This window comes from Exiguobacterium mexicanum, from assembly GCF_005960665.1.
Classification (GTDB): Bacteria; Bacillota; Bacilli; order Exiguobacteriales; family Exiguobacteriaceae; genus Exiguobacterium; species Exiguobacterium mexicanum_A.
This window is the reverse complement of sequence record NZ_CP040676.1, coordinates 369,607-391,625: the sequence shown is the minus strand read 5'-3', so window position 1 is coordinate 391,625 and position 22,019 is coordinate 369,607. Positions and strand designations below refer to the sequence as shown.

Genomic DNA, 22,019 nt, shown 5'->3' with positions numbered 1-22,019 from the left:
ACGTGGCCGCATTATTCGGCCACGTCTGTTTTCGCCTCAGATTCCACGTTCGCTTCTTCCTCTTCTTTCTCCAACTCTTCAATCAATCGCTTCATCTCAGCGATTTCTCGTTCTTGCGCTTTGATGATTTCTTCTGACAACTGTTTCACGCGCGGGTCTTCGATTTCCGCCCGTTCGCTCGTCAAAATGGCGATGGAGTGGTGCGGAATCATCGCTCGCATCCAACTGACGTCATCGACCGTGGTCTGGCTCCGGACGAGCCATAACGACAAGGCGAAGACGAGCGCGCTCACGCCTAAGATGACGGCGTTCAGCTTCTTGTTCTTGTACATGCCCCACATGAACAGCAACATGACGAACGCCATGACCGAGCCCATGATGAGCGCCATATACAAACGTGTCTGACTGAAGAAGACGTGGTCGAATTGGAACACGTTCAAATACATGAGCCAATACATGAGGAATGTCGACACGAGAATCATCACTCCGAATTTCGCATAAGGTTTCATTGTTCTCTCCTGCCTTTCTATTTATTTGCTTCTACGTATTCCTTTGCCTATTCTTTTTTCGTTAAAACCCCATGATTCATCTAGTCGAGCGAGCGTTCCTACCATTTCACTTCTTTTTCACAAACAGGGGCTATACTGTCAAAATGGACTTTGCCGACAAAGGAGACATCAAGACGTGTTAAAAAACCTGCAAGACCTGTTGACAGAGCTGAAACAGCTTGTGACATGGACGTATTTAGACAATCCTGCCGAAACGATGATTGAAGGCATTTCCTTCTCCTCCAAAGAAATTAAACAAAATTTTTTATTCGTCTGTATATCAGGGTATCGACGTGACGGTCATGACTACGTGAACGAGGCAATCCACAACGGGGCCGTCGCCATCATCGCCGAACGTCCGATCGAGGCCCGGGTGCCTGTCATCTACTGTAAAGATACGAAACATGCTTTAGCTGAACTCGCCAGTGCGTTCTATGACCATCCATCGACGCGACTTCGTCTTCATGGCGTCACCGGGACGAACGGAAAAACGACGACGACCGCCCTGGCACATCAACTGTTCGACCAACTCGGCATATCCGCCGGCTTGATCGGCACACTCGGTATCACCTATTCCGGTCAGACGTTCGAGACACCGAACACGACACCCGATTCGCTAACCATCCACCGCCACCTCCACACCATGGTCGAGGCCGGCGTGACGGATTGTCTGATCGAGGTCTCGTCACAAGCCATTGCGGAGGGACGTATCGCGAACTTGTCATTCGAGACGACCTCGTTTCTCAATCTGTCGCACGACCATTTGGATTACCACGGCACGATGGAGACGTATGCGTACACGAAAGCCCAATTGTTCGCGCAATTATCGGATGTGGGTTGCGGCATCGTCAATGGTGACGACCCGTATCATGAGCTCATGCGATCCGTCGCACCACCTCACGCGAGGCGGTTCAGGTTCAGCCGTCATTCGTCTGTAGCCGATTTAACCGGTCAGACGGAAGCTGACCGTTTTATCGTTCGTATGGACGGAGAGACGGCGTTGTCTGCGCCTCCGTTCCTAGAAGACTATAACCTCGACAACACGTTATGTGCGATCAGTATCGTCCTTCAAACGGGTGTCTCTTTAAAAGAGATTGTCCCTCACCTCTCGAACTTAACCTTGCCGAGCGGGCGACTCGAGAAAGTGTCGGGCATCACGACACCCGTCTATATCGACTACGGACATACTCCGGATGCCATAAAAAAAGTCGTGACATCGCTAACGGCCCGTCATTCTCGTGTGCTCGTGTTACTCAGCGCCGCCGGTGAGCGAGACCGGATGAAACGTCGGATGATGACCGGCATGGTCGCCGCTTCAGGCGCCGACTTCATCTTGACTGTCCATGACCCGCGCCATGAAGATCCCCAGCAAATCCTCGACGATTTAGCGGATGGACAGTCTGCCGAACTCGCCCATTTCGACAAGCGCGAAGAAGCCATCCGTTTCTTCTGTGAGCGGATGGTAGACTATGACTGTGGGGTCCTGTTCGGGAAAGGACATGACCACGTCGAGCGCATCGAAGACCTCCTCGTGCCGTTCGACGAATCGGAGCTTGTCCGACAGTTCTTTACAAGGAGAACGTAGCACGACTCTCGAAATTGGTAGGAACGATGGACGAAAACAAAAGGAGGACAACAGATGAACATCTTGATTGTCGATGACGAAGTAAAAATGAGACGGCTCCTCCGCTTATTCCTCGAAGGGGACGGCTACACTTGCATCGAGGCCGCGGACGGACGAGAAGCCATGGAGCTGCTATCTGAACGTCCGGACTTGGTCATGTTGGATATCATGATGCCCGGTGTCGACGGGATCACGTTGTGTCGCCAAATCAAAGCACTCGACGCCGAACTACCTGTCGTCTTATTGACGGCCCGCTCGGATAGCGAGACGACGATCCGCGGATTGGACGCCGGGGCTGACGACTATGTCACGAAACCGTTCGAAGGAAATGTGCTCCTGGCACGGATTCGTGCGGTGTTGCGACGGAGCCGCGTCACGAATGTGAATTATGGACAATTGCGCTATGAAGAAGCGAGCGGACGCATCCTGTATCAAGAACAAGAAGTCGTCATGACGCCGAAAGCGACGGCCATCTTAAAGTTGTTTCTGCAACATCCGAACCGGTTGTACAACCGGATGGATTTATATGACTTGGTATGGCCTTATTCGTCCGAATCGGACCCGCGCACGGTCGACGCCCATATCCGTATGATTCGCGACAAACTCGGCGAGGCCGGCTTCCCGATTGACGATTATTTGAAGACGGTGTGGGGACGCGGCTATCGCTGGACCGAGGAGCGGTCGGACTCATGACATTCCGACGCAATAGCCTCCCGTTCCGAATCAGTCTGATTTTTTTATTGACGACGTTATTGATTGAAGGTGTCTTGTTCTTATTGCTCTACCATACGCTCCTCGGTGAACGTGTTGTCGAAGAAATCGACCGGCTCGAATCGAGAGCGGAAAGCCATGCGAGCGTACTGGCGATGAGTTTTGATGAAGAGACGATTGGCCACGTCGCGACGATGGAGAGCGAGACCGATACGAAAGTCGCCATCACCGCTCCCGACCACTCGATTCTACAGACATCCAACCGCTTCCCCGACCCGCTCTCGGTGCTCGTCCAAACGGAAGCGGACCGAGGGGATGCCGATGTGACGACCATCCTCGAAGACGATTGGGAGAACGAACCGTATCTCGCAGTACGGACCCCGATTGATGCGATGGAAAATGCCACCCGTTACGGGTATGTGTATATGTTTCTACCGACCGAGATTATTCATGGCATCAGCCATCGGCTCCAACTCCGGTTTCTTTATATCACCGGCATCGCCCTCGTCATCACCATCATGACGTTCGTCTTGCTGAGCCGGTTGATTTCAAACCCGATTCAGCTGTTGCGCCGAGCGACCGAGGATGTCTTGACGAATCCCGAAACGTTGACCCTGCCGACGACTCGAGAAGATGAGATCGGCGAGTTGGCCCGTTCAATTGAAGCGATGTCGCTTGAACTGGATCGTCTCCGGAAAGAACGAAATCAGTTCTTGTCGGACCTCGCCCACGAGATTAAAACGCCGCTCACGTATCTGCAAGGATATGCCGAAATCGCATCCAAACCGCAGACGCCAGAGTCGTTAAAAGAACAGTCGATTCAGACGATTCTCGAAGAGAGCCAAGCGTTGACCGAGCTCGTCGAGAACGCGTTCCAGCTCGCCCAGTTGGACGAGAACACGTTCACGTTGCATCGCGAACCCGTGGCCGTCGATGCGCTCTGCGACGATTTGCAACGCGTGCTCACCACGATGTTCCGAGTGACACCGATCGCGTTTGCTAGTAGCACCGATTGCTCCTCCAAGGACGTCGTCTTACAGTTAGATCGACATCGCATCTTACAAGTGTTCCGCTCCATCGCCCACAACGCGATTCAACATAGCGAGGCACGCCACGTCCGATTCGATATGCAACTTACGGATGAAGCACTTCACTTCACGATTCAAGACGATGGGAAAGGTATCCCTCAAGAAGATCTGCCTCACATCTTCGATCGCCTGTACCGGGTCGAAAAATCACGTTCCCGTCGTACGGGTGGCAGTGGACTCGGGCTTGCCATCGCCCATCAAATCATCCGGTTGCATGATGGTACGTTGACCGTCGCCTCTGATTCATCTGGGACGATGTTCACCATCACTCTTCCGCCCCACTAAAAAAATCCGGCACCTGAGCTCAGGCGCCGGATTTTTTTCATTTCACTTTCCCTGCTTGCAACAGTTGCGTCCATTCCTCGTCTTCAAAGACGTACACACTGTTATCCGATGTCGCCAGCAACAATCGTTCCGCTTCCATCACGAGTTCAATCGGGACGTTGTCACCGTTCATCGACGGCAAGTCGATGGACGTCTCCGTCTCGTCGGTCAAATCCGAGACCACAAGATCGAACGAGGTACCTGTTTTAGCGATATACGCCAGTTGTCCTTTTGCCGCGGCCATCGTGACGATGTTTCCTTGATCATCGAACGGCTCGAACGTATCTCCCCCGTCATCTGAAACGAGGATGCCATCTGGGCCACAGACGAAGACGCGTTTCGGTTCGCTCGCATCGGCCGTGATACCGGCGATGCCACGACCTTCGATCCCGTCCATCTTCATCGGCTCAAACGAGACACCACCGTCGAGCGAACGATAAAATCCTGGCGCGAGCTCTTTTGTCGCTTGTTCTAAATAGACGTAAATACTTTCTGTTTCATAGCCTACGCTCATATAGTGAAAATCGGCCTCGCCCTCTAGCGAACGAATCTCGAGCGTCTCGCCTTTCTCGGTTCCACGGACGACGCCGAGCGGATTCTTATACGGCGAATCCAGCGCCGGGTGACCGCTCGCGTAAAAGCCGTCGACGACGAGCTCGAAGCCCATATAGTCATGCCGGTTCGACGACAACTCGTACCAGCCGTCTTCCCTGAATTCCATCAGTCCCGTATGCGTCGCGATGACCGGGCGTCCGTCTTGCCAAAAACCGGCACCATGGATATGCGAGACTTCGGTGTCTGCTGCTGTCGCTTCCCAGCGGTCCGTCGTCTGTTTGGTTGTCGATTTCTCTTTCTCAACAACCGGTGCAGTGGTCTGATTCTCTGTCGGATCCGCACCGCACGAGGCAAGTAATACGGTCGTCACGAACATCGGTACGAATAGCTTTCGTTTCATTCTAGTTCCCTCCATTTTTAGCATCCTACTCATTATAGAGACTAAAGATGAAAGAATTGTTAAAGTTTGAGCGTCCGGGCATTGAGCGCGACGATGACCGTACTGAGGCTCATGAGCACGGCACCGACGGCCGGAGACAAGATGATGCCCATCGGTGCCAACACACCTGCCGCGAGCGGGATGGCAACGATGTTGTAACCGGCGGCCCACCATAGATTCTGAATCATCTTGTTGTACGTGTTGCGAGACAAGTCGAGAATCGACAGCACGTCTTTCGGGTTGCTCCGGACGAGGACGATATCGGCCGTTTCGACGGCGACGTCGGTCCCGCTTCCGATGGCGATGCCGACGTCCGCTTGGGCCAAAGCCGGCGCATCATTGATGCCGTCCCCAACCATCGCCACTTTGCTGCCATCGGCTTGCACGGTTTGGACTTGCCGTGATTTATCGTCCGGCAATACTTCTGCGTACACTTCATCGATGTGAAGTTGCGAGGCGACCCAAGCAGCCACTTTCCGGTTATCTCCGGTGAGCATAATCGAGCGGACGCCACGGTCTTTCAACGCTCGGACCGTCTCTTTCGCCTCATCGCGAACCATGTCCGCCAAGGCGATCATGCCGACCAATTCCCCGTCGCGAATCGTGAAGACGACGGTCTTCCCGGCGGCCGATAATTGATCAAATGCCGCTTCATCGATCGATAGCTCGTGCTCCCGAATATAACGGGGGCTGACGACTTGAACGTGTGCCCCGTTCACGCGACCTTCTAGACCGACGCCCGTGATGGAGGCGAAATCGACGACCTCAGGTAACGTCAAACCTCGCTCTTCCGCTTCGCGAAGAATCCCTCGTGCGAGCGGGTGTTGCGAGGCCGTCTCGACGGCGGCAGCCAGACGCAACACTTCATCGTTCGTATACGAGGATGCGGCTTCAATGTCCGTCACCCCAAAATCACCTTGCGTCAGTGTGCCCGTCTTATCGAAGATGACCGCATCGAGATGACGTGCCTCCTCGAACTGGGTCCGGTTCCGAATCAACAGCCCTCGTTTCGCGGATAGCGACGTCGAGACCGCCACGACAAGCGGGGACGCAAGGCCGAGCGCATGCGGACATGAGATGACCATGACGGTGACCATTCGCTCGACGGCCATACTGACCGAGTAGCCGAGAGCGAGCCAAATGACGAACGTCAGCACACCCGCCCCGACGGCGACATAGAATAACAGCTTGGCGGCCCGATTGGCTAGGTTTTGCGTTTTTGATTTGGACTCCTGCGCTTCTTTGACCAAGTCGATGACTTTAGACAAGTATGTGCTCTCTCCCGTGCTCGTCGTTGAAATCGTCATACTTCCTTCTTGGTTGATCGACCCGGCGATGACGACATCTCCCGTTTCTTTCTCGACGGGCATCGACTCCCCGGTCAACATCGACTCATCGACCGTCGTCCGCCCTTTCAGCAGTTCCCCGTCGACAGGGATCTGCTCGCCCGGTTTGACGAGAATCAAATCCCCCGCAGCGAGCGCCGAGACGGGAACGTCTTCGATATCACTCCCGTTGATGCGGTGCGCCACACTCGGTAATAGACGAACGAGCTGTTGCAACGCGTTCGAGGCACCCATGATGGAGCGCATCTCAATCCAATGCCCGAGCAACATGATCACGATCAACGTCGCCAACTCCCAAAAGAAGTCATGTCCATGCCCATACCCGAACACGATGGCGACACTATAGAAGTACGCGACGCTGATGGCCAGTCCAATCAGCATCATCATCCCCGGGTTTCGTTGACGCAATTCGTCGATGCTCCCTTTCAAAAACGGCCACCCTCCATAGACGTACACGATCGTCGCCAACACGAATAGCGTCTGCTTTTCATAAGGAAACGTAAGTTCGAAACCGGCCCACTCTTGAATCATGTCCGACAAGATGAGGATTGGAATCGTCAGTCCTAACGAGACGAAAAATCGACGTTTATACTCTTCAATCATCCCTTCATGTCCGCCGGTGTGCGAGTCATGCGCTTCTCCGTGTTCATGATGAGATGACGCGTGGTGTGAATGTTCCACGTTGACCACCTCCTATGTATACCATATACCCCTATATAGTATATAAAAACTAAATTTTCCGTTTAACAAAAATTTCATAAGTTGTTGGTATAACTAAATAAGCTCTCGCTTTACCTAGAAAGGATGATGCCTTATGAGCCGCGTCATGAAATGGATCATCGGGATGGTTATCGTAAGTATCGTGATTGGACTGCTCCTCCTGTTGTTCACGTTCGCTCCTGGAGGCTGGATGATGGGAAACGGATCATTCATGGGAGATCGGGACAATGGCGGCATGATGCACGGCAATGGTGGGATGGGACGTGGGAACACGATCGACCTCATCACCTCCGACGAACCAGCTCAACCGCTTCCGATTCCGAAACGGCTACAACCTGACCGCGTCACAGACGAGGCGCTTTATTATACGGTCCGCACTGAACGTGGCGAGCATCGCTTCTTCGACGAAGGCGTCAACACCGAGACGCTTGGCTATAACGGGACTTTACTCGGCCCAATGATTGAGTTGCCGGCTGGGAAGACCGTGTATATCGACACGATCAATCAGCTCGCCGAACCGACCTCTTTCCATTGGCACGGTCTCGTCATCCCTGGAGAAGAAGACGGCGGACCGCACCAACTGATTGGCCCCGGTGAGCAAAAACAAGTTCGTCTCGAGATTGACCAAGAACCGGGCACGCTTTGGTTCCATCCGCATCCGATGGGCGCAACGGCCGAACAAGTATACCTTGGTCTGGCCGGACTCTTGTACGTAACGGACCAAGCGGAGAACGGGTTGCCAAACGAGTACGGTGTCGATGACATTCCGCTCATCGTCCAAGACCGTCTCTTCACAGACGACGGACAACTCGATTACGATCGCCAGATGAACGTCGATGGGACGGTCGGCGATACGTTGATTGCGAACGGTGCCATCAATACGACGTTCGACGTGACCACGAACACGTTACGCGTCCGTCTCGTTAACGGCTCTAACGCTCGGAACATCGACTTCTCATTATCGAACGGATCGTCATTCACTCAAATCGCGACCGACGGCGGGTTGCTCGACAAACCCGTACCACTCAAAACGTTGACGCTCACACCTAGCGAACGTGCCGAGATATTAATCGACTTCTCAGACTTGTCGCTCGGAGACGATCTCGCTCTTCAAGCGGATGGGATTCCGTTCACGACGTTCACGGTGCGTGACGAGGTCGATCAAGACGGCGAATGGAGCGATGCCTTTGACGGAACGTCTGCGTCTAACGAATCAAGCGTTGCCGACCGACGCCTCACGTTGTTCGGGATGGGCAACATGGTGTCGATTGACGGCAAACAATTCGATCCCGATCGAATCGACATCAATGTCCAACAAGGTTCGACCGAGATATGGGAAATTTATAATCGAGAAGACATGATGGGCGGGATGACCCACCCGTTCCACGTCCACGGCGTCCAATTCCGGATACTTGAACGGGACGGCCAACCCCCGCCTGACAACGAACGCGGTTGGAAAGATACGGTCGCTGTCGCACCGGGCGAAAAAGTAAAAATTGAAATGACGTTTCGGGAGACAGGGACGTTCATGTATCACTGCCACATCCTGGAACATGAAGAAAACGGGATGATGGGACAGTTGAAAGTAAACTAATCACACGTTAATTGGAGGGAATAGGAATGAAGATAAACAAAAAACTTGGAATGATGACGATGGCACTCTCACTGAGCGGTTTGCTCGTTGCTTGCGGCGAAGATGAAACGACGAACAATGACACGAACATGAATGACCAGATGGAAGAGACGATGGACGGGAACGACCATTCAGGAATGGATATGTCCGGGTCTGGTGACGTCCCCGAAGGCTTGAAGTCAGCGGAGAACCCGACGTTCGCGGTCGGTGACAAGGCCATCATCACAGAAGCCCATATGCCAGGTATGGAAGGAGCCGAAGCGACGATTGTCGGTGCTTACGACACGGTCGTATACAGCATCTCGTATGATCCGATGCATGGGGGTGAACGTGTCGAAGACCATAAATGGATTATCCATGAAGAAGTCAAAAACGCCACGACCGAACCATATGAGGTCGGCGATGAGATCGATGTCGAGGCTGAACATATGGAAGGAATGGGCGGCACGACGGCAACCGTCGATTCGGCTGAAAAGACAACCGTCTATATGGTCGACTTCACGTTAGAATCAGGTGAAGAAGTGACCAATCATAAATGGGTCACCGAGGAAGAACTGTCGGCACCATAATCGAAATGTTTATCTGAACGTGGTCACGCCTTCTCCGTAAGGACAGGCAAACTAAGCCGAGGCTCCTGCCTCGGTTTTTCTTATGTATAGGAGGAAGCATTTAAGGAAACAACTGACAAAAATAATTGATTCTCATCGGTCTTTTTTATTTAGGCCAAACTAATTAAAATTACCCTGTTTTTCAAAAGCTAAACTATGAAAAATCGGAGTTTTTTTGAATATTAGGCATATATTCTTTTACCAACAAAACGTTGTATGTCTCAATTACGTTGGTACAACTCGACTTTTCTCACTACACTGTCGTTTTCATAACGATTATACTTTTTTGAAATATAAATGACATATTAGAATCTATTTTTTGATGGTAAAATTTTTTTGTAAGGTAATTATCATTGTTCTGTCGCATTGTTACATAATTGAAAGGATTTACCATACTATGAAAAAACAACTGATGACGATTACATTAGGCGCCCTTCTTGTTTCCGGCTTGACACTTCCCGCTTCGACACCGGTAGAGGCAGCTACATCGTATAAAGTCAAAGTCACGACGAATGTCCTGAACGTGCGGAGCGGCCCATCGACGTCTTACCAAAAAGTCGGCAGTGCCAAACTCGGCCAAACGTTCACCTATCTCGGCGCGACCGGTTCATGGACGAAAATCAATTATAACGGCAGTACAAAATACGTCTCGAGTACATATGTAAAAAAATATAGCAGCACATCACTCCAAACGGCGACAGCGGGCAAGCTCCTCATGCCGACAAAAGGTACGTTGACGCAAGGGTACGGCCCGGCGAGCGGAAAATATGGCTACACGTTCCATAACGGCATCGATTTGGCGGCCGCCAAAGGCACGACGGTCCAATCGGCAGCATACGGCCAAGTCATCGTCGCCCGGAACTACGGCGCCTACGGCAACCACGTCATGGTTTCACACACGATCAACGGTCAAGCCTATACGACCGTCTACGCCCACTTGGACCGCTTGAACGTCGTCAAAGGACAGAAGGTCGCCAAGGGTGGGAAAATCGGTACGGTCGGCAACACCGGCAACTCGTTCGGGAACCATCTCCACTTCGAGGTCCATAAAAACAAATACGTCTATAGCAGCTCGACGGCTGCCAATAGCGTCAACCCATACACGTTCTTCTAAGCCTGACGCCTTCCTCGCATCCTCGAGGGAGGCGTTTTTTCCTAGAATCGAGACCGAATCGTCCAAGTGTCCCGATCATGACCGGTTTTTAGCTAGTCCTATGGGTGGTATAGGGAATTGAGCCGGAATATCGTATAATGAATGGGAATGCTACGCACTTACTTACTTTCATAATATAACCTTTGATGGAAAGGAGGTTCTCTCATGAATCGAAAGTCATTTTATCCGGCACGGCGAAATCATGGACGGTCCGCGAGCAGTCGATCCGTCGTGACGAAGCGCGCCCGCTCACCTCACGCCTTCCCGATCGCCTCGCTCGTCGAAGAGGTGCAGGATGCCGTCTGCTATATCGACTTCACACGGAACCATCTGTATTCGAATGAACAGCTCCGTGCCATCTGTCCGTCGATGGAGACCCGTCGCTTTCCAAGCACGGACGATATGACCCGTTTCTTTTATGAGACGCTCGAGCGGAACGGGGCCGATATGACCGACGTGACGCTGTTTTGGGATGAGCTGTTGACGAACCGGTTCGGCTGTTGCCCGAGCATGGATGCGAAGTCGCTCCGCATCGGCGAGCGGACGATGCAAGTCATTTCGAACTTCACGCACACCCCGCGTGGCGTCTTCATCATGTGGCGCGACATCACCGACTCGATCCGATTCGAGGAACAGAAGGATGCCTTCCTCGCCGAGCTGTCCCACGAGTTCCGCTCCCCGCTCACAGCCATCAACGGCTACGCCGAACTGCTCATGTACCAGCATAGCGATAACGACAAGACGCATGGGATGTTGACGCTCGTCAAACGAGAAGCCGAACGGCTCGAGCGACTCGTCGACAACTTCCTCGACTATCAGCGGGTGAACTATTCCGAGGAGCTATTGTCGATGTCGACGTTCGCCTTGCGACCGGTGCTCGAGGACGTCGTCGCCCACTACAAGGCGACTTCTCCCCAGCACGACGTCATCTTGTCGGCCGACGACGTGACGATCGAGGCCGACGAGGAAAAACTGTTGCAGTTGCTTCACAACTTGATTGGCAACGCCATCAAGTACTCTCCGGACGGCGGCACGGTCTATGTCGAGATGACGACCGAGGGCGACACGTACGTCCTGTCGGTACGGGACACGGGGATCGGCATCCCGAGCGACGCCATCCCGTACGTGTTCGACGAATACTACCGAGTCGACTCGGACGCCCACCGTCCGATCAAAGGGACTGGGCTCGGCCTCCGCATCTGCAAACGGATCGCCGAGGCACACGGTTGGGGCATTCACGCCGACTCGGTGTACGGAGAAGGGACAACGTTCTCCATCTATCTGTATTCCCACAGCACAACGAGTACGACGCTACTCACGGAACAAGAGACAACCGACTAAAAAGGGTTTGGCCTCGGCCAAACCCTTTTGTCATGCTGCTTGATCGCTTGACATGTCGCACTCGAGCCCTTGTTCGCGCATCGCTTTCGCGTGGCGGAAGAACAAGCCGAACAGTGTGACCGTGCCGATTGTGGCCAAAATATACGGGAGCACCCCGTCCATCTTGAAGCCGATTGGAGCCGTCAAAATGTAGAACCAGACGACATACAACATGAACGTCCCGGGCAACAAGGCGATCCAGTAGTTCCGTCCTTTGATATACAAGTACGTCGCACCGACGAACAAGGCAATGACGGCCGTCGTCTGGTTGGCCCAGTTGAAGTATTGCCACAACAGACGGAAGTCGACTTTCGTCAAGATGAACGACAGGACGAAGAGCGGAAGCGCGATCCACAGCCGTGACGTGAACTTCTTCTGGACGATGTTCAAGTAGTCGGCGATGATCATGCGGGCACTCCGGAACGCCGTGTCTCCCGACGTGATCGGCAAGACGATGACGCCGAGGATGGCGAGCGTGCCGCCGATGCTGCCGAGCATGAGCGTCGCCACTTCTTGGACGACGAGCGCCGGCGTGCCGGCATTGATCATGGCGAGCAGTTCACCCGGTTCGAAGATGGCCATGGCGGCAGCCGCCCAGATCATGGCGATGACCGCTTCGACGATCATCATGCCGTAAAAAATACTGCGACCGTTGCTCTCTTTCATCGTCGTCCGCGAGATGATCGGTGACTGCGTGGCATGGAAGCCTGACAGTGCCCCGCACGAGATCGTGAAGAAGATGAGCGGCCAGAGCGGCAAGCCGTCCGGATGCATGTTCGTCAACGTCATCTCCGGGATTTGATAGCCTTGCGTGAATAGACTGACGGCGATGCCGACGGCGCTCAACAAGAGAAGCGCCCCGAAGAACGGATAGATGCGGCCGATGATTTTGTCGACCGGGAGCAGTGTCGCCAAGATGTAGTAGGCAAAGATGCCGAACGTGACGATGGCGAGCGTCGAGCCGGTGCCGTCGAACAAGTTGTTAATCATATTGGCCGGTGACGTGACGAACACGGTCCCGACTAAGAGCAGCAAGAGCAACGCGAAGCCGTTGACGACGTGGCGGAGCGACCGACCGAGGAACTTCTCGGCGAGCTGCGGCAAGTGCGCCCCGTTGTTACGAAGCGAGATCATCCCGGTCAAATAGTCATGTACCGCGCCGGCGAAGATTGAACCGAGCACGATCCAAAGGAACGCGACCGGGCCATACAAGGCACCCATGATCGGACCGAAGATCGGACCGACACCGGCGATGTTCAACAGTTGAATCATCGAGTTTCGCTTCGTCCCCATCGGCACGTAGTCGACGCCGTCCTGTGACGCATAGGCGGGCGTCGTCCGCTCTTCTTTGATCCCGAACGTCTTCTCGACATACCGGCCGTAGACGAGATAACCGAGCAATAACAGTCCTAACGCTAAGAAAAATGTAACCATCGGGTGGTCCTCCTATATATAAGTGATTTATGATTTCTTCATGTGAAATATATCACATGATTAATATAGCAGGCTCCTCGTCTGTTGAATAGATGAATTTGCTCACAATTTCACATGAAAATATAACTGTTCATCGTTTAGACAAACGTTGCCGTTGAGCCATTTTTATGAAAACGTTTACTTTTAGAATGAATCGATTCCAAACCGGGAACAGTCGAACAGAGAGAAGCAGAAAGGATGATTTTCATGAAACGTCAACGTGGATTTTTAGCACTCCCGGTCGCCGTCGCCTTTGTCCTCATCTTCGGCCTGTTGTTCGACAATTGGTGGCTCGGACTCGGGATTGGCATCGCAATGTTCTTCGCGTTCCAAGGGACGAAGAAGAAAGCGTGAAACTTTTTGAGGCGGCGCCCGTAGTTATTGGACAAAGGAGGCATTCTCCATGACCAACAAACAGACGACCGGCAGCTATGCCTTCCCGCTCGCCCTCGCGGTTGGTGTCTCATTAGCCATCGCCCTCGACAACTACTTGATCGGTCTTGCGATTGGCGTCGGGATGTATTTCGCTTTTAGCGATTCGTCGAAGAAAGATGAACAGAAAAGAACCCCTTGAGAGTCGTCTCTCAAGGGGTTCTTTCAGTTGATGCGTTGAAACCGCTCGACCTCGTCCGTCATGACGGCGTCGACACCAGTCATGTCCGGCAACTCGCTCGGGTCATTGATTGTGTACAAACGTAGCAATCGATTCTGTTCGCGGAGCGCCGTCTCCTCCGCTGTCCCGATGAATTCCGGCTGGGCGTGGACGGCCTCGGCCCCGATCCGCTCGACGAACTCGATCAAATTCGGATGCCCATCAGTTGTCAGGACGGCAATCCTCGCCTCACGGGCGATATCCCGCAATCGGATGAGCGTGTCTGGATTGAATGAAGAGAAGACGACACGTTGTTCGAGCTTGAACTCGGTGACGGCGAGCCACGTCAGATACTCGATCCCGTCATAGTCGAACCGGTCCGTCTTCAGCTCGATGTTGAGCGTGACGTCGGTCGGTTCGAGCAAGACAAGCACTTCCTCGAGCGTCGGGATTCGTTCCCCGCTCTCCGTCCGGAGCAAGCGGAGCTGCCGGAGCGTCATATCTTTGATGAAACCGCTCCCGTTCGTCGTCCGGTCGACCGTCTCGTCATGGATGACGACGAGGCGTCCGTCGCGCGTCAATTGGACGTCGAGTTCGATGCCGTCGACGTGAGGCAACGCCGCCTTGAACGCGCTTAGTGTGTTCTCCGGATACTTGGCGCTATAGCCGCGATGTGCGTAAATCAACATATCATTGTCCCAAGGTGGAAGTCGTCTCATCGGCCGCGCGCTTCAACGCCTCTTCGACCGATACGCCTTGGTATAGGCTCTCCATCGCATTGACGACGCTTTGACGGGACTGCGGGAACGTCGAGATGAGCGCGCCTTGTGTCGCTGGTGAGGCTGTCGTCTCGCTCAATTGATCGACCGTCACTTTCAGTTGTGGATATTCGGCCCACATCTCTTTGACGATCGGCTCGTCATACGCCTCCGGATTGATGGCGAAGTAGCCCGTCTCGACGTGCCATTTGGCCTGTGCTTCTTTCGACGCCGCATACTTCATGAACTCCCATGCTCCCTGCTTCGTCTCGTCGGCGATGCCGTCACCCATCCAGAGCGAGGCTCCACCGATGATGACGCCTTCCCGCTCCGCTTCGTTTGGCACCGGCAAGTATGATGCCCCGACCTCGAAGTCGGCGTTATCCGCGACGGTGCGAATCCCGGCCGACGAGTCGAGATACATGGCGACTTTCCCTGATTGGAAAGCGGCACGCATGTCGTCCCAGTTTTGGCCGACGTTCATGAACGTCTTCTCGTCGTACATCTCTTTGATCAAGTTGAAGGCGTTCTGTCCTTCTTCCCCATCGAATACCGCTTTCGTCGGCGCACCGCTGCGCCCGTTGTCGTTATCGACGTAGAGCCCGCCTTGCGCGGCGACGAGCTGTTCAAAGAACCAACCGTAGTTCAGCATCGTGAAGCCGGTCTGGCCGTCGGTCGTCAGTGTCTTCGCCGCCTTCTTCAGTTCATCATACGTCCGCGGCGCTTTCTCCGGATCGAGTCCCGCTTTTTCGAACGCATCCTTGTTGTAGATGAGCACCGGTGTCGACGAGTTGAACGGCATCGAGTACTGCTTGCCGTCGACTTGATAGTAGCTCAAGATGTTCTCTTCCCAGACGCTCGTATCGAAGTCCTCTTTGTCGATGAACTCCTGGACCGGCGTGATTTTGTTCGAGTCGATCATATACTTCGTGCCGACCTCGAACGTCTGCATGATAGCCGGTGCATCTGTCGAACCCGCGACGGCGTTGAACTTCGTCAGCGCCTCTTCATACGTGCCTTGGAACACCGGTTTCACTTCATATTCTTCTTGCGACTCGTTGAAGGCATCGACTTGGTTGTTGAGCGCGGTCTCTAAGTCCCCGCTCATCGCGTGCCAAAACACGACTTCCGTCTTTCCGTCCGTCGTCGTAGTCGCCGCGGCCTCTTCCGCTTCTTGACTGCCACATGCCCCGAGCAACAATACCGAACTAGCCAACCCTGCGAATAATGCTTTCTTTTTCATCATATATTCCCCCTATTATTTGATCGCGCCTTGCGTCAAACCTTCTTGTAACTGCTTTTGTCCTGCGAATAACAGCATCAGCGTCGGGATGATGATCAAGATGACCGCCGCCATGACGACACCCCAATCCGAGGCGACCTCGTTCGACTGCATCTGCTTAATCCCGATTTGCACCGTGCGTGCCTGCTCCGTGTTTGTCACGAGGAGCGGCCATAAGTACATGTTCCATGTCGTCAAGAAGCTATATACCGACAACGTGACGAGCGGTGTCTTCGAGACCGGCAAGACGACGTTCCAAAAGAAACGGAAACGGCTGATGCCGGCGATTTGTGATGCCTCGTACATCTCGTACGGAATCGTCTTGAACTGTTGCCGGAGCAGGAACGTCCCGAACGCGAGCGCGAAGAATGGCACCGACAGCCCCCACACCGAGTTGAGCCAGCCGAGCGACTGAATCGTCAAGAAGTTCGGTACCATCGTCGCTTCCCATGGCACCATCATCGTCGCGAGGAAGAGCATGAAGATGATCCCTTTCCCTTTGAAGTCGATGAAGACGAACGCGAAGGCGGCAAGACTCGACAAGACGACTTGGCCGACCATAACGAGGAGTGCGACGACGAGACTGTTCCATAAGTACGTCATGAGCGGGATCCGCTCGAACGCGGCGACATAGTTGTCGAACGTGACGTCGCGCGGGATGAGGTTCCCTTTCAACACTTCGCTCCCGTCCATCAGGCTGATCGAGAACGCGTAGGCAATCGGGAACAGCATGACGACGACGCTCAAGACGAGGAGCGTATACGTGACTACTTTCCGGAGCGTCATTGGTAATGCACCTTCCTTTCGACGAGCTTGAACTGGAGCCACGTCAACAGGAGGACCGTCAAGAACAAGAGCACGGCCTGCGCACTCGCCCCGCCGACGTTATAGTTGATGAACGCGTCCTTATAGATGGCGTAGACGATGACGTTCGTCGAGTTCGTCGGGCCGCCTTTCGTCAGCAAATCGATTTGTCCGAACGTCTGGAACGCATTGATGAGCGAGATGATGCCGACGAAGAAGAGCGTCGGGGATAACATCGGGATTGTGATGGCCCGGAGCTGGGTCCAATATCCGGTCCCGGCGATGTCCGCACTCTCATACAATGTCCGGTCGATGTTTTGCAGCCCGCCGAGGAGAATCAAGAACGTGAAGCCGATATTCATCCAGACGGTCGCGAGCGACACGGATAGAAGCGCGTACTGCGGGTCAAGTAGCCACTGCACCCCGCTTGCCCCAACCGCTTCCAAGAAGCGATTGAAGATACCGATCGACGGGTTGTACATGAACATCCAAATGACGGATGAGGCTGCGACGCTCATCCCCATCGTCGCCGAGAACGCTGTCCGGAAGATGCCAATCCCGCGCAGCTTCTCGTTGGCGAGGAGCGCCAGACCGAGCGCGATGATGATCGTGAGTGGGACGGTCAACAGGACGAAGCCGACCGTCGCCTGGATGCTCTGCCAAAACGAGGCGCTCGTGAACAGTTTGGCGTAATGTTCGCCGCCGACGTAACTGAGTGGCGTCCCTTGCGTGTCCGTTTGAAAGAAACTCAAGTAAATCGTCCGGAACAACGGATAGACGAGAAAGATCCCAAATAACGCGATCGACGGGGACAAGTAGAGGAGTCCGCTCGTCGCGTCTGATAATCGGGTCCAGACGCGTTGTCTCGGAAGGGCGACCGTCATTGGAACACCTCCAACGCCTCGAACAGTTTCGGTTGCCGCGGTTCGATGCGATTCCCCGTCGCATCAAACAGTGACATCTGTTTCGGGTCGACGTAACAGGCAATCTTCTCCCCAATCGCGAGCGGCCATTGTCCGGGCCATTTGGCGAGCCACTCGACGCCGCCCATGTCAAAGGCGAGAATCGTCTCCGTGCCGAGCACTTCGATATTTTTCAGTTCGGCGTAGAACGTGATCTCGTCTTTCGCCGGCGTGATTTGTTCCGGCCGGATGCCGAGCGTCGCCGTATCTTCTCGCGTCAGCGTGTTCGGGTGGAATAGACGCCCGTCCGAGGCGACCCAGCCCTTGTCACTCCGTTGCACCGGCGTCAAATTCATCGGCGGTGACCCGATGAACGAGGCGACGAACGTGTTCGCCGGCTTATTGTACAAATCGAGCGGTTGACCGACTTGTTGGACCTGGCCATCGTTCAACAGCATCATCCGGTCGGCCATCGTCATCGCCTCGACTTGGTCGTGCGTGACGTAAATCATCGTCAGCTTGAGCTTGCGTTGCAGCTGCCGGATCTCCGAGCGCATCTTGGCCCGAAGTTTCGCGTCCAAGTTCGAGAGCGGCTCGTCCATGAGGCAAATCGGCGACTCGGTGACGATGGCCCGGGCCAAGGCGACCCGTTGCCGTTGCCCGCCCGACAGTTCGCGCGGCTTCCGCTTCAAATAGTCCGTCAGTCCGAGCGTCTCGGCCGCTTCCAAGCAACGTTCGCGCTGCTCGAGCTTCGTCAGTCCTTTCGTATGTAACCCGAACGTGATGTTTTTCTCGACGGTCATGTGCGGATAGAGCGCATAGTTTTGGAATACCATCGATAGTTGCCGCTCGCTCGGTTTCAGTTCGTTCGCTGCGACGCCGTCGATGCGGAGCGTCCCGCTCGTGATCGACTCGAGCCCGGCGATCATCCGGAGCATCGTACTCTTGCCGCATCCCGACGGTCCGACGAGGGCGAAGAATTCACCGGCCTCGATCGTCACGTCGATGCCACGGATGACTTCCGTCTCGTCGTATGACTTTTTGATATTCTGCAGTTGAATCGATTTCATATGATATCCTCCTTCATTCCTTGCGACGCCCAAAGCCGCTCGTCCCCGGTCGAGACGGCGAACGCCCCGTGAGCGAGTGCTTCATGCACGTGAATCGGTTTCCGGATCATCCCGCCCGTCACAATCGGCAGCGAGACGTGTTCCGCGACGTGCTCGATGACACTCGGGATGAGACCCGGCATCAGTTCGAGCGCGTCCGGCTGTTGGTCTTTCGCCATCTTGATGCCTGAGGTGATGGCGTCCGAGTCGACGAGGAACAGGCGCTGCACCGTCATCAGGCCGGCCCGTTTGGCGTGTTGGATGACAGACGCCTTCGTCGTCACAATCCCATCGGCGCCGACCCGTTTCGCCAAATAGTCGATGCCGTCCCGGTCGAGGCTGATGCCGTTAATGCGTTCGGCGTGCAGGAACACGGTCCGATTCTCACGCTTCAAATGGGCGACGTAGCGGTCGAGCGTGCTGAGCGTCCCCATCATGAGGAACGTCGTCGTCACGTCCGACTGCAGGAACTTCTCGAGTTGTTTCGGTAATTTGATGGAGGCAATCATCTTCTCTTGTCCGATCGTGCGAAGTGTTTCATTCACTTGAATCATCCTTCCCTAAAAAAGGACCAACAGAAACAGGACGTCATCGACGTACGGGCTTCTGTTGGTCTCTCGAATGTTCTACCGGTTGCTATTCACTTGGCATGAGGGGGTCTCACAAGTCATATCGTACCGGATGAATGTAAAGCTTCCGTGAAGCTCGTGCAAAAGTTTGTGAAGCCGACGTAAAAAAACGACTCATAATGAGTCGGTGTCGTCGAGCGTCTGTCTCGCTTTCGCCAAGATGTCGGCTTTGACGGCATCATCCCGGCCTTGCCAGTTGCGGATCATCATCTTCATGCGCTGGTTCTTTTCGAACCGCTCCTCGTGCTTGTCGATGAAGTTCCAATAGAGGGCGTTGAACGGACAGGCGTCGTCTTCGGTCGTGTGTTTCGGGTTATACTTGCAGCCTTTGCAGTAGTCGCTCATCCTATCGATATACTTTCCCGAGGCGATATACGGCTTCGTCGCCAGCTTCCCGCCGTCGGCATGGAGCGCCATCCCGAGCACGTTCGGCAAGACGACCCAATCGTAGGCGTCGATATACATCTCGTTGAACCAGTCGCTCGTCTGTTGCGGCGATACCTCGAACAGTGTCGCAAAGTTCCCGAGCACCATGAGGCGCTGGATGTGATGATTGTGCGCCTTCTCGATGACCGGTTTCACGCTCTGATGGATGCAGTTCATGTCCGTCTCGGCGTCCCAAAAATAGTGCGGCAAGTCGCGCTCATGCTTGAACGTGTTGACCGACTCGTATCCCGGCATCGAGGCCACGTAGACAGCACGCATATATTCCCGCCAGCCGAGGATTTGGCGGACGAATCCTTCGACCGAGGCGAGTGGCGCGTCCGACTCCAACGCTGCCTGGACGACCACATCCGGAGTCAACAGTCCGATGTTGATTGAAGACGATAACAGGCTATGCGACATGTCCTGATTGTCTGTCAGCATCGCGTCTTGATACGGACCGAACGTCTCGAGCCGCTCCTTGATGAACCGTTTCAGTGCCCGGCGTGCCTCACTGCGCGTCACCGGCCAGACGAACGGGGTGATGTCGCCCGGATGGTCGGTGAAATCTCGCTCTACTTTTTCAATGACGTCTTTTGTGATGGCGTCAGGTCGGAAGTGAATCGGTGCCGGGAACGTCAGCCCATCTTTCGGCGGCTGACGGTTGTCCGCATCGAACGACCATTTACCGCCATTTGGTTTCCCGTCCTCAAGCAATACCTCGAACCGTTTCCGCATCTGGCGATAGAACCGATCCATCCGCCACGGCACGGCACCAATCGTCTCGACGGCCTCCTGTTTCGTTAAATAGAAGAGCGGCACGTCCGAATGTTCAACGAGTTTGTGTTTCTCCCCAAACTGATGCAACTTCTTCTCCATCGCGGCGTCGGTGACGGCCGTGTAATGGATTTCTTCCGGCTCATATCGTGTGAAGTGGTCGTCCCACGCATCTTGGAACGAGTCGGCCTCGTGATAATCGACCATGTAACCTTTGTCGCGCAGCTCGTCGGCGAAATGACGTATCGCCGAGAAGATGAGGACGAGCTTCTGTTTATGATACTTCCGCCACATCGCCCGAGACGTCGCCTCGATCATGACGATGACGTCATCGTCCTCGATATGACTGAACAGCTCGAGCTCGTGTGACAGTTGATTGCCGAAAATCCAAAACGATCGCATCAATTCAACTCCTCTACTTTATGGGTATGCTACACTCAATCTACAACGGCTTCATTTAGAAAGGAATGGTTCGATGCGCGGGAAACGCCTGCAAACATGGATTGACAGTCAATACGAGAACCCGCGCGGCATCGTCGGGACATACATCGGTGAGAAGATGGTCCGCCAACACCGCGTCGAGGTCGATTGGACGATTGAGCAACTTCATATTCAGCTCGATAATCGCGTCCTCGACCTCGGTTGCGGGGCCGGTGACGCACTGGCACAGATGCTGCGTGGCTTTGAGCACGTGCATGTGACCGGACTCGATCGTTCCCCAACTATCGTCCGCTCGGCGCTCCGACGAAATCGAGTAGACGTGCAAGCTGGGCGAGCCGAAGTCGTCCAAGGCGACCTCGGGACGCTCCCGTTCCCGGACGCGCAGTTTGACCGCGTCTTCAGCATCCACACACTCTACTTTTGGGAAGACGTGCCGGCGGTGCTTGCCGAGATTGATCGCGTGCTCGCACCAGGTGGGTCATTCGTCATCACTTACTGCGATGGGAAAGCTGACGTGGCGTGGGATGGCATCGCATCCATCGTGCGGGAACAGTTCATACCCGCCGCTTCCGCGCTCGGTCTGACCGACGTCATCGAGACACGCGGTCCTGACTCGCGTGATTATCATACGGTCGCCGTGACAGGACGAGCATCAAACTGAGCATGATGGCTAATAATCCGATTCGTTTCATCTGAATCC

21 protein-coding genes are annotated in these 22,019 nt (G+C 54.3%); 10 read left to right on the top strand and 11 right to left on the bottom strand.

From position 1 onward, the window contains the following. Positions 1–11: 11 nt before the first annotated feature. A complete protein-coding gene (locus FED52_RS02505) occupies positions 12–509 on the bottom strand; it encodes a DUF305 domain-containing protein (RefSeq protein ID WP_138858808.1) in 498 nt (165 codons plus the stop codon). Positions 510–684: 175 nt separating this feature from the next. Between FED52_RS02505 and FED52_RS02500 the strand changes: the two genes are divergently transcribed. From FED52_RS02500 to FED52_RS02490, 3 genes are read left to right on the top strand one after another with little or no spacing between them, the layout of a single operon-like run. Continuing rightward, a complete protein-coding gene (locus tag FED52_RS02500) occupies positions 685–2,133 on the top strand; it encodes a UDP-N-acetylmuramoyl-L-alanyl-D-glutamate--2,6-diaminopimelate ligase (RefSeq protein ID WP_138858807.1) in 1,449 nt (482 codons plus the stop codon). A gap of 54 nt (positions 2,134–2,187) precedes the next feature. Then, positions 2,188–2,865, top strand: coding sequence for a response regulator transcription factor (locus tag FED52_RS02495; RefSeq protein ID WP_138858806.1), 678 nt, complete (start codon positions 2,188–2,190; stop codon positions 2,863–2,865). Then, entirely contained in the window at positions 2,862–4,256 is a 1,395-nt protein-coding gene (locus tag FED52_RS02490; protein WP_138858805.1) for a sensor histidine kinase, read from the top strand. Before FED52_RS02495 ends, FED52_RS02490 begins: the two co-directional genes overlap by 4 nt. 37 nt (positions 4,257–4,293) lie before the next feature. On the opposite strand, the gene FED52_RS02485 is transcribed toward FED52_RS02490, so the two are convergent. Next, complete coding sequence (locus FED52_RS02485; RefSeq protein WP_138858804.1) at positions 4,294–5,250, bottom strand: F510_1955 family glycosylhydrolase; 957 nt, start codon at positions 5,248–5,250, stop codon at positions 4,294–4,296. Positions 5,251–5,309: 59 nt separating this feature from the next. Then, a complete protein-coding gene (locus FED52_RS02480) occupies positions 5,310–7,166 on the bottom strand; it encodes a heavy metal translocating P-type ATPase (protein WP_431189075.1) in 1,857 nt (618 codons plus the stop codon). A gap of 283 nt (positions 7,167–7,449) precedes the next feature. Between FED52_RS02480 and FED52_RS02475 the strand changes: the two genes are divergently transcribed. The 4 genes from FED52_RS02475 to FED52_RS02460 all read left to right on the top strand — a co-directional run bounded on the left by FED52_RS02475 (position 7,450) and on the right by FED52_RS02460 (position 12,090). After that, complete coding sequence (locus FED52_RS02475) at positions 7,450–8,949, top strand: multicopper oxidase family protein (protein WP_051627673.1); 1,500 nt, start codon at positions 7,450–7,452, stop codon at positions 8,947–8,949. Between the two features lie 26 nt (positions 8,950–8,975). After that, complete coding sequence (locus FED52_RS02470; protein ID WP_138858803.1) at positions 8,976–9,557, top strand: YdhK family protein; 582 nt, start codon at positions 8,976–8,978, stop codon at positions 9,555–9,557. Between the two features lie 436 nt (positions 9,558–9,993). Beyond that, a complete protein-coding gene (locus FED52_RS02465; protein WP_029594720.1) occupies positions 9,994–10,710 on the top strand; it encodes a peptidoglycan DD-metalloendopeptidase family protein in 717 nt (238 codons plus the stop codon). A 204-nt stretch (positions 10,711–10,914) separates the two neighbouring features. Continuing rightward, positions 10,915–12,090 (top strand): sensor histidine kinase, encoded by a 1,176-nt coding sequence (locus FED52_RS02460; RefSeq protein ID WP_138858802.1) that lies wholly within the window; start codon positions 10,915–10,917, stop codon positions 12,088–12,090. 30 nt (positions 12,091–12,120) lie between these two features. On the opposite strand, the gene FED52_RS02455 is transcribed toward FED52_RS02460, so the two are convergent. After that, a complete protein-coding gene (locus FED52_RS02455) occupies positions 12,121–13,563 on the bottom strand; it encodes a carbon starvation CstA family protein (RefSeq protein ID WP_138858801.1) in 1,443 nt (480 codons plus the stop codon). Between the two features lie 246 nt (positions 13,564–13,809). On the opposite strand from FED52_RS02455, the gene FED52_RS13825 reads away from it, so the two are divergent. Both FED52_RS13825 and FED52_RS13820 read left to right on the top strand, forming a co-directional pair. After that, positions 13,810–13,956: a hypothetical protein gene (locus tag FED52_RS13825; RefSeq protein WP_167491745.1), complete on the top strand. Its 147-nt coding sequence runs from the start codon at positions 13,810–13,812 to the stop codon at positions 13,954–13,956. A 49-nt stretch (positions 13,957–14,005) separates the two neighbouring features. Beyond that, entirely contained in the window at positions 14,006–14,176 is a 171-nt protein-coding gene (locus tag FED52_RS13820; protein ID WP_167491712.1) for a hypothetical protein, read from the top strand. Positions 14,177–14,199: 23 nt separating this feature from the next. Here the strand turns inward: FED52_RS13820 and FED52_RS02450 are convergent, their stop codons facing one another. From FED52_RS02450 to FED52_RS02420, 7 genes are all read right to left on the bottom strand, one after another. Further along, entirely contained in the window at positions 14,200–14,883 is a 684-nt protein-coding gene (locus FED52_RS02450) for a glycerophosphodiester phosphodiesterase (RefSeq protein ID WP_167491743.1), read from the bottom strand. A 1-nt stretch (position 14,884) separates the two neighbouring features. Further along, positions 14,885–16,198 carry an ABC transporter substrate-binding protein gene (locus FED52_RS02445; RefSeq protein WP_431189071.1) on the bottom strand — a complete coding sequence of 438 codons (1,314 nt, stop codon included), beginning with the start codon at positions 16,196–16,198 and terminating at the stop codon, positions 14,885–14,887. Positions 16,199–16,210: 12 nt separating this feature from the next. Further along, positions 16,211–17,020, bottom strand: coding sequence for a carbohydrate ABC transporter permease (locus FED52_RS02440; protein ID WP_138858798.1), 810 nt, complete (start codon positions 17,018–17,020; stop codon positions 16,211–16,213). Continuing rightward, on the bottom strand, positions 17,017–17,922 hold the full coding sequence (locus FED52_RS02435) for a carbohydrate ABC transporter permease (RefSeq protein WP_138858797.1): 906 nt from the start codon (positions 17,920–17,922) through the stop codon (positions 17,017–17,019). The genes FED52_RS02440 and FED52_RS02435 overlap by 4 nt, the downstream gene beginning before the upstream one ends. Beyond that, on the bottom strand, positions 17,919–19,010 hold the full coding sequence (locus FED52_RS02430; RefSeq protein WP_138858796.1) for an ABC transporter ATP-binding protein: 1,092 nt from the start codon (positions 19,008–19,010) through the stop codon (positions 17,919–17,921). Before FED52_RS02430 ends, FED52_RS02435 begins: the two co-directional genes overlap by 4 nt. Next, the gene (locus FED52_RS02425) at positions 19,007–19,594 is read right to left on the bottom strand and encodes a glycerol-3-phosphate responsive antiterminator (protein ID WP_431189070.1); all 588 of its coding nucleotides are present in this window, start codon (positions 19,592–19,594) and stop codon (positions 19,007–19,009) included. The genes FED52_RS02430 and FED52_RS02425 overlap by 4 nt, the downstream gene beginning before the upstream one ends. Before the next feature lie 198 nt (positions 19,595–19,792). After that, positions 19,793–21,280, bottom strand: a complete 1,488-nt coding sequence (locus FED52_RS02420) for a cryptochrome/photolyase family protein (protein ID WP_138858794.1) — start codon at positions 21,278–21,280, stop codon at positions 19,793–19,795. 73 nt (positions 21,281–21,353) lie between these two features. Here FED52_RS02420 and FED52_RS02415 point away from each other — a divergent pair, with 73 nt between their 5' ends. After that, positions 21,354–21,980 carry a class I SAM-dependent methyltransferase gene (locus FED52_RS02415; RefSeq protein WP_138858793.1) on the top strand — a complete coding sequence of 209 codons (627 nt, stop codon included), beginning with the start codon at positions 21,354–21,356 and terminating at the stop codon, positions 21,978–21,980. Positions 21,981–22,019 lie beyond the last annotated feature (39 nt).

Excerpts from the sequence above, each read along its gene's own strand:
- FED52_RS02505 (WP_138858808.1), bottom strand. The coding sequence starts at position 509 with ATGAAACCTTATGCGAAATTCGGAGTGATGATTCTCGTGTCGACATTC.
- FED52_RS02495 (WP_138858806.1), top strand. The coding sequence starts at position 2,188 with ATGAACATCTTGATTGTCGATGACGAAGTAAAAATGAGACGGCTCCTC.
- FED52_RS02490 (WP_138858805.1), top strand. The coding sequence starts at position 2,862 with ATGACATTCCGACGCAATAGCCTCCCGTTCCGAATCAGTCTGATTTTT.
- FED52_RS02485 (WP_138858804.1), bottom strand. The coding sequence starts at position 5,250 with ATGAAACGAAAGCTATTCGTACCGATGTTCGTGACGACCGTATTACTT.
- FED52_RS02480 (WP_431189075.1), bottom strand. The coding sequence starts at position 7,166 with ATGATTCAAGAGTGGGCCGGTTTCGAACTTACGTTTCCTTATGAAAAG.
- FED52_RS02475 (WP_051627673.1), top strand. The coding sequence starts at position 7,450 with ATGAGCCGCGTCATGAAATGGATCATCGGGATGGTTATCGTAAGTATC.
- FED52_RS02470 (WP_138858803.1), top strand. The coding sequence starts at position 8,976 with ATGAAGATAAACAAAAAACTTGGAATGATGACGATGGCACTCTCACTG.
- FED52_RS02465 (WP_029594720.1), top strand. The coding sequence starts at position 9,994 with ATGAAAAAACAACTGATGACGATTACATTAGGCGCCCTTCTTGTTTCC.
- FED52_RS02460 (WP_138858802.1), top strand. The coding sequence starts at position 10,915 with ATGAATCGAAAGTCATTTTATCCGGCACGGCGAAATCATGGACGGTCC.
- FED52_RS02455 (WP_138858801.1), bottom strand. The coding sequence starts at position 13,563 with ATGGTTACATTTTTCTTAGCGTTAGGACTGTTATTGCTCGGTTATCTC.
- FED52_RS13825 (WP_167491745.1), top strand. The coding sequence starts at position 13,810 with ATGAAACGTCAACGTGGATTTTTAGCACTCCCGGTCGCCGTCGCCTTT.
- FED52_RS13820 (WP_167491712.1), top strand. The coding sequence starts at position 14,006 with ATGACCAACAAACAGACGACCGGCAGCTATGCCTTCCCGCTCGCCCTC.
- FED52_RS02450 (WP_167491743.1), bottom strand. The coding sequence starts at position 14,883 with ATGTTGATTTACGCACATCGCGGCTATAGCGCCAAGTATCCGGAGAAC.
- FED52_RS02445 (WP_431189071.1), bottom strand. The coding sequence starts at position 16,198 with ATGATGAAAAAGAAAGCATTATTCGCAGGGTTGGCTAGTTCGGTATTG.
- FED52_RS02440 (WP_138858798.1), bottom strand. The coding sequence starts at position 17,020 with ATGACGCTCCGGAAAGTAGTCACGTATACGCTCCTCGTCTTGAGCGTC.
- FED52_RS02435 (WP_138858797.1), bottom strand. The coding sequence starts at position 17,922 with ATGACGGTCGCCCTTCCGAGACAACGCGTCTGGACCCGATTATCAGAC.
- FED52_RS02430 (WP_138858796.1), bottom strand. The coding sequence starts at position 19,010 with ATGAAATCGATTCAACTGCAGAATATCAAAAAGTCATACGACGAGACG.
- FED52_RS02420 (WP_138858794.1), bottom strand. The coding sequence starts at position 21,280 with ATGCGATCGTTTTGGATTTTCGGCAATCAACTGTCACACGAGCTCGAG.
- FED52_RS02415 (WP_138858793.1), top strand. The coding sequence starts at position 21,354 with ATGCGCGGGAAACGCCTGCAAACATGGATTGACAGTCAATACGAGAAC.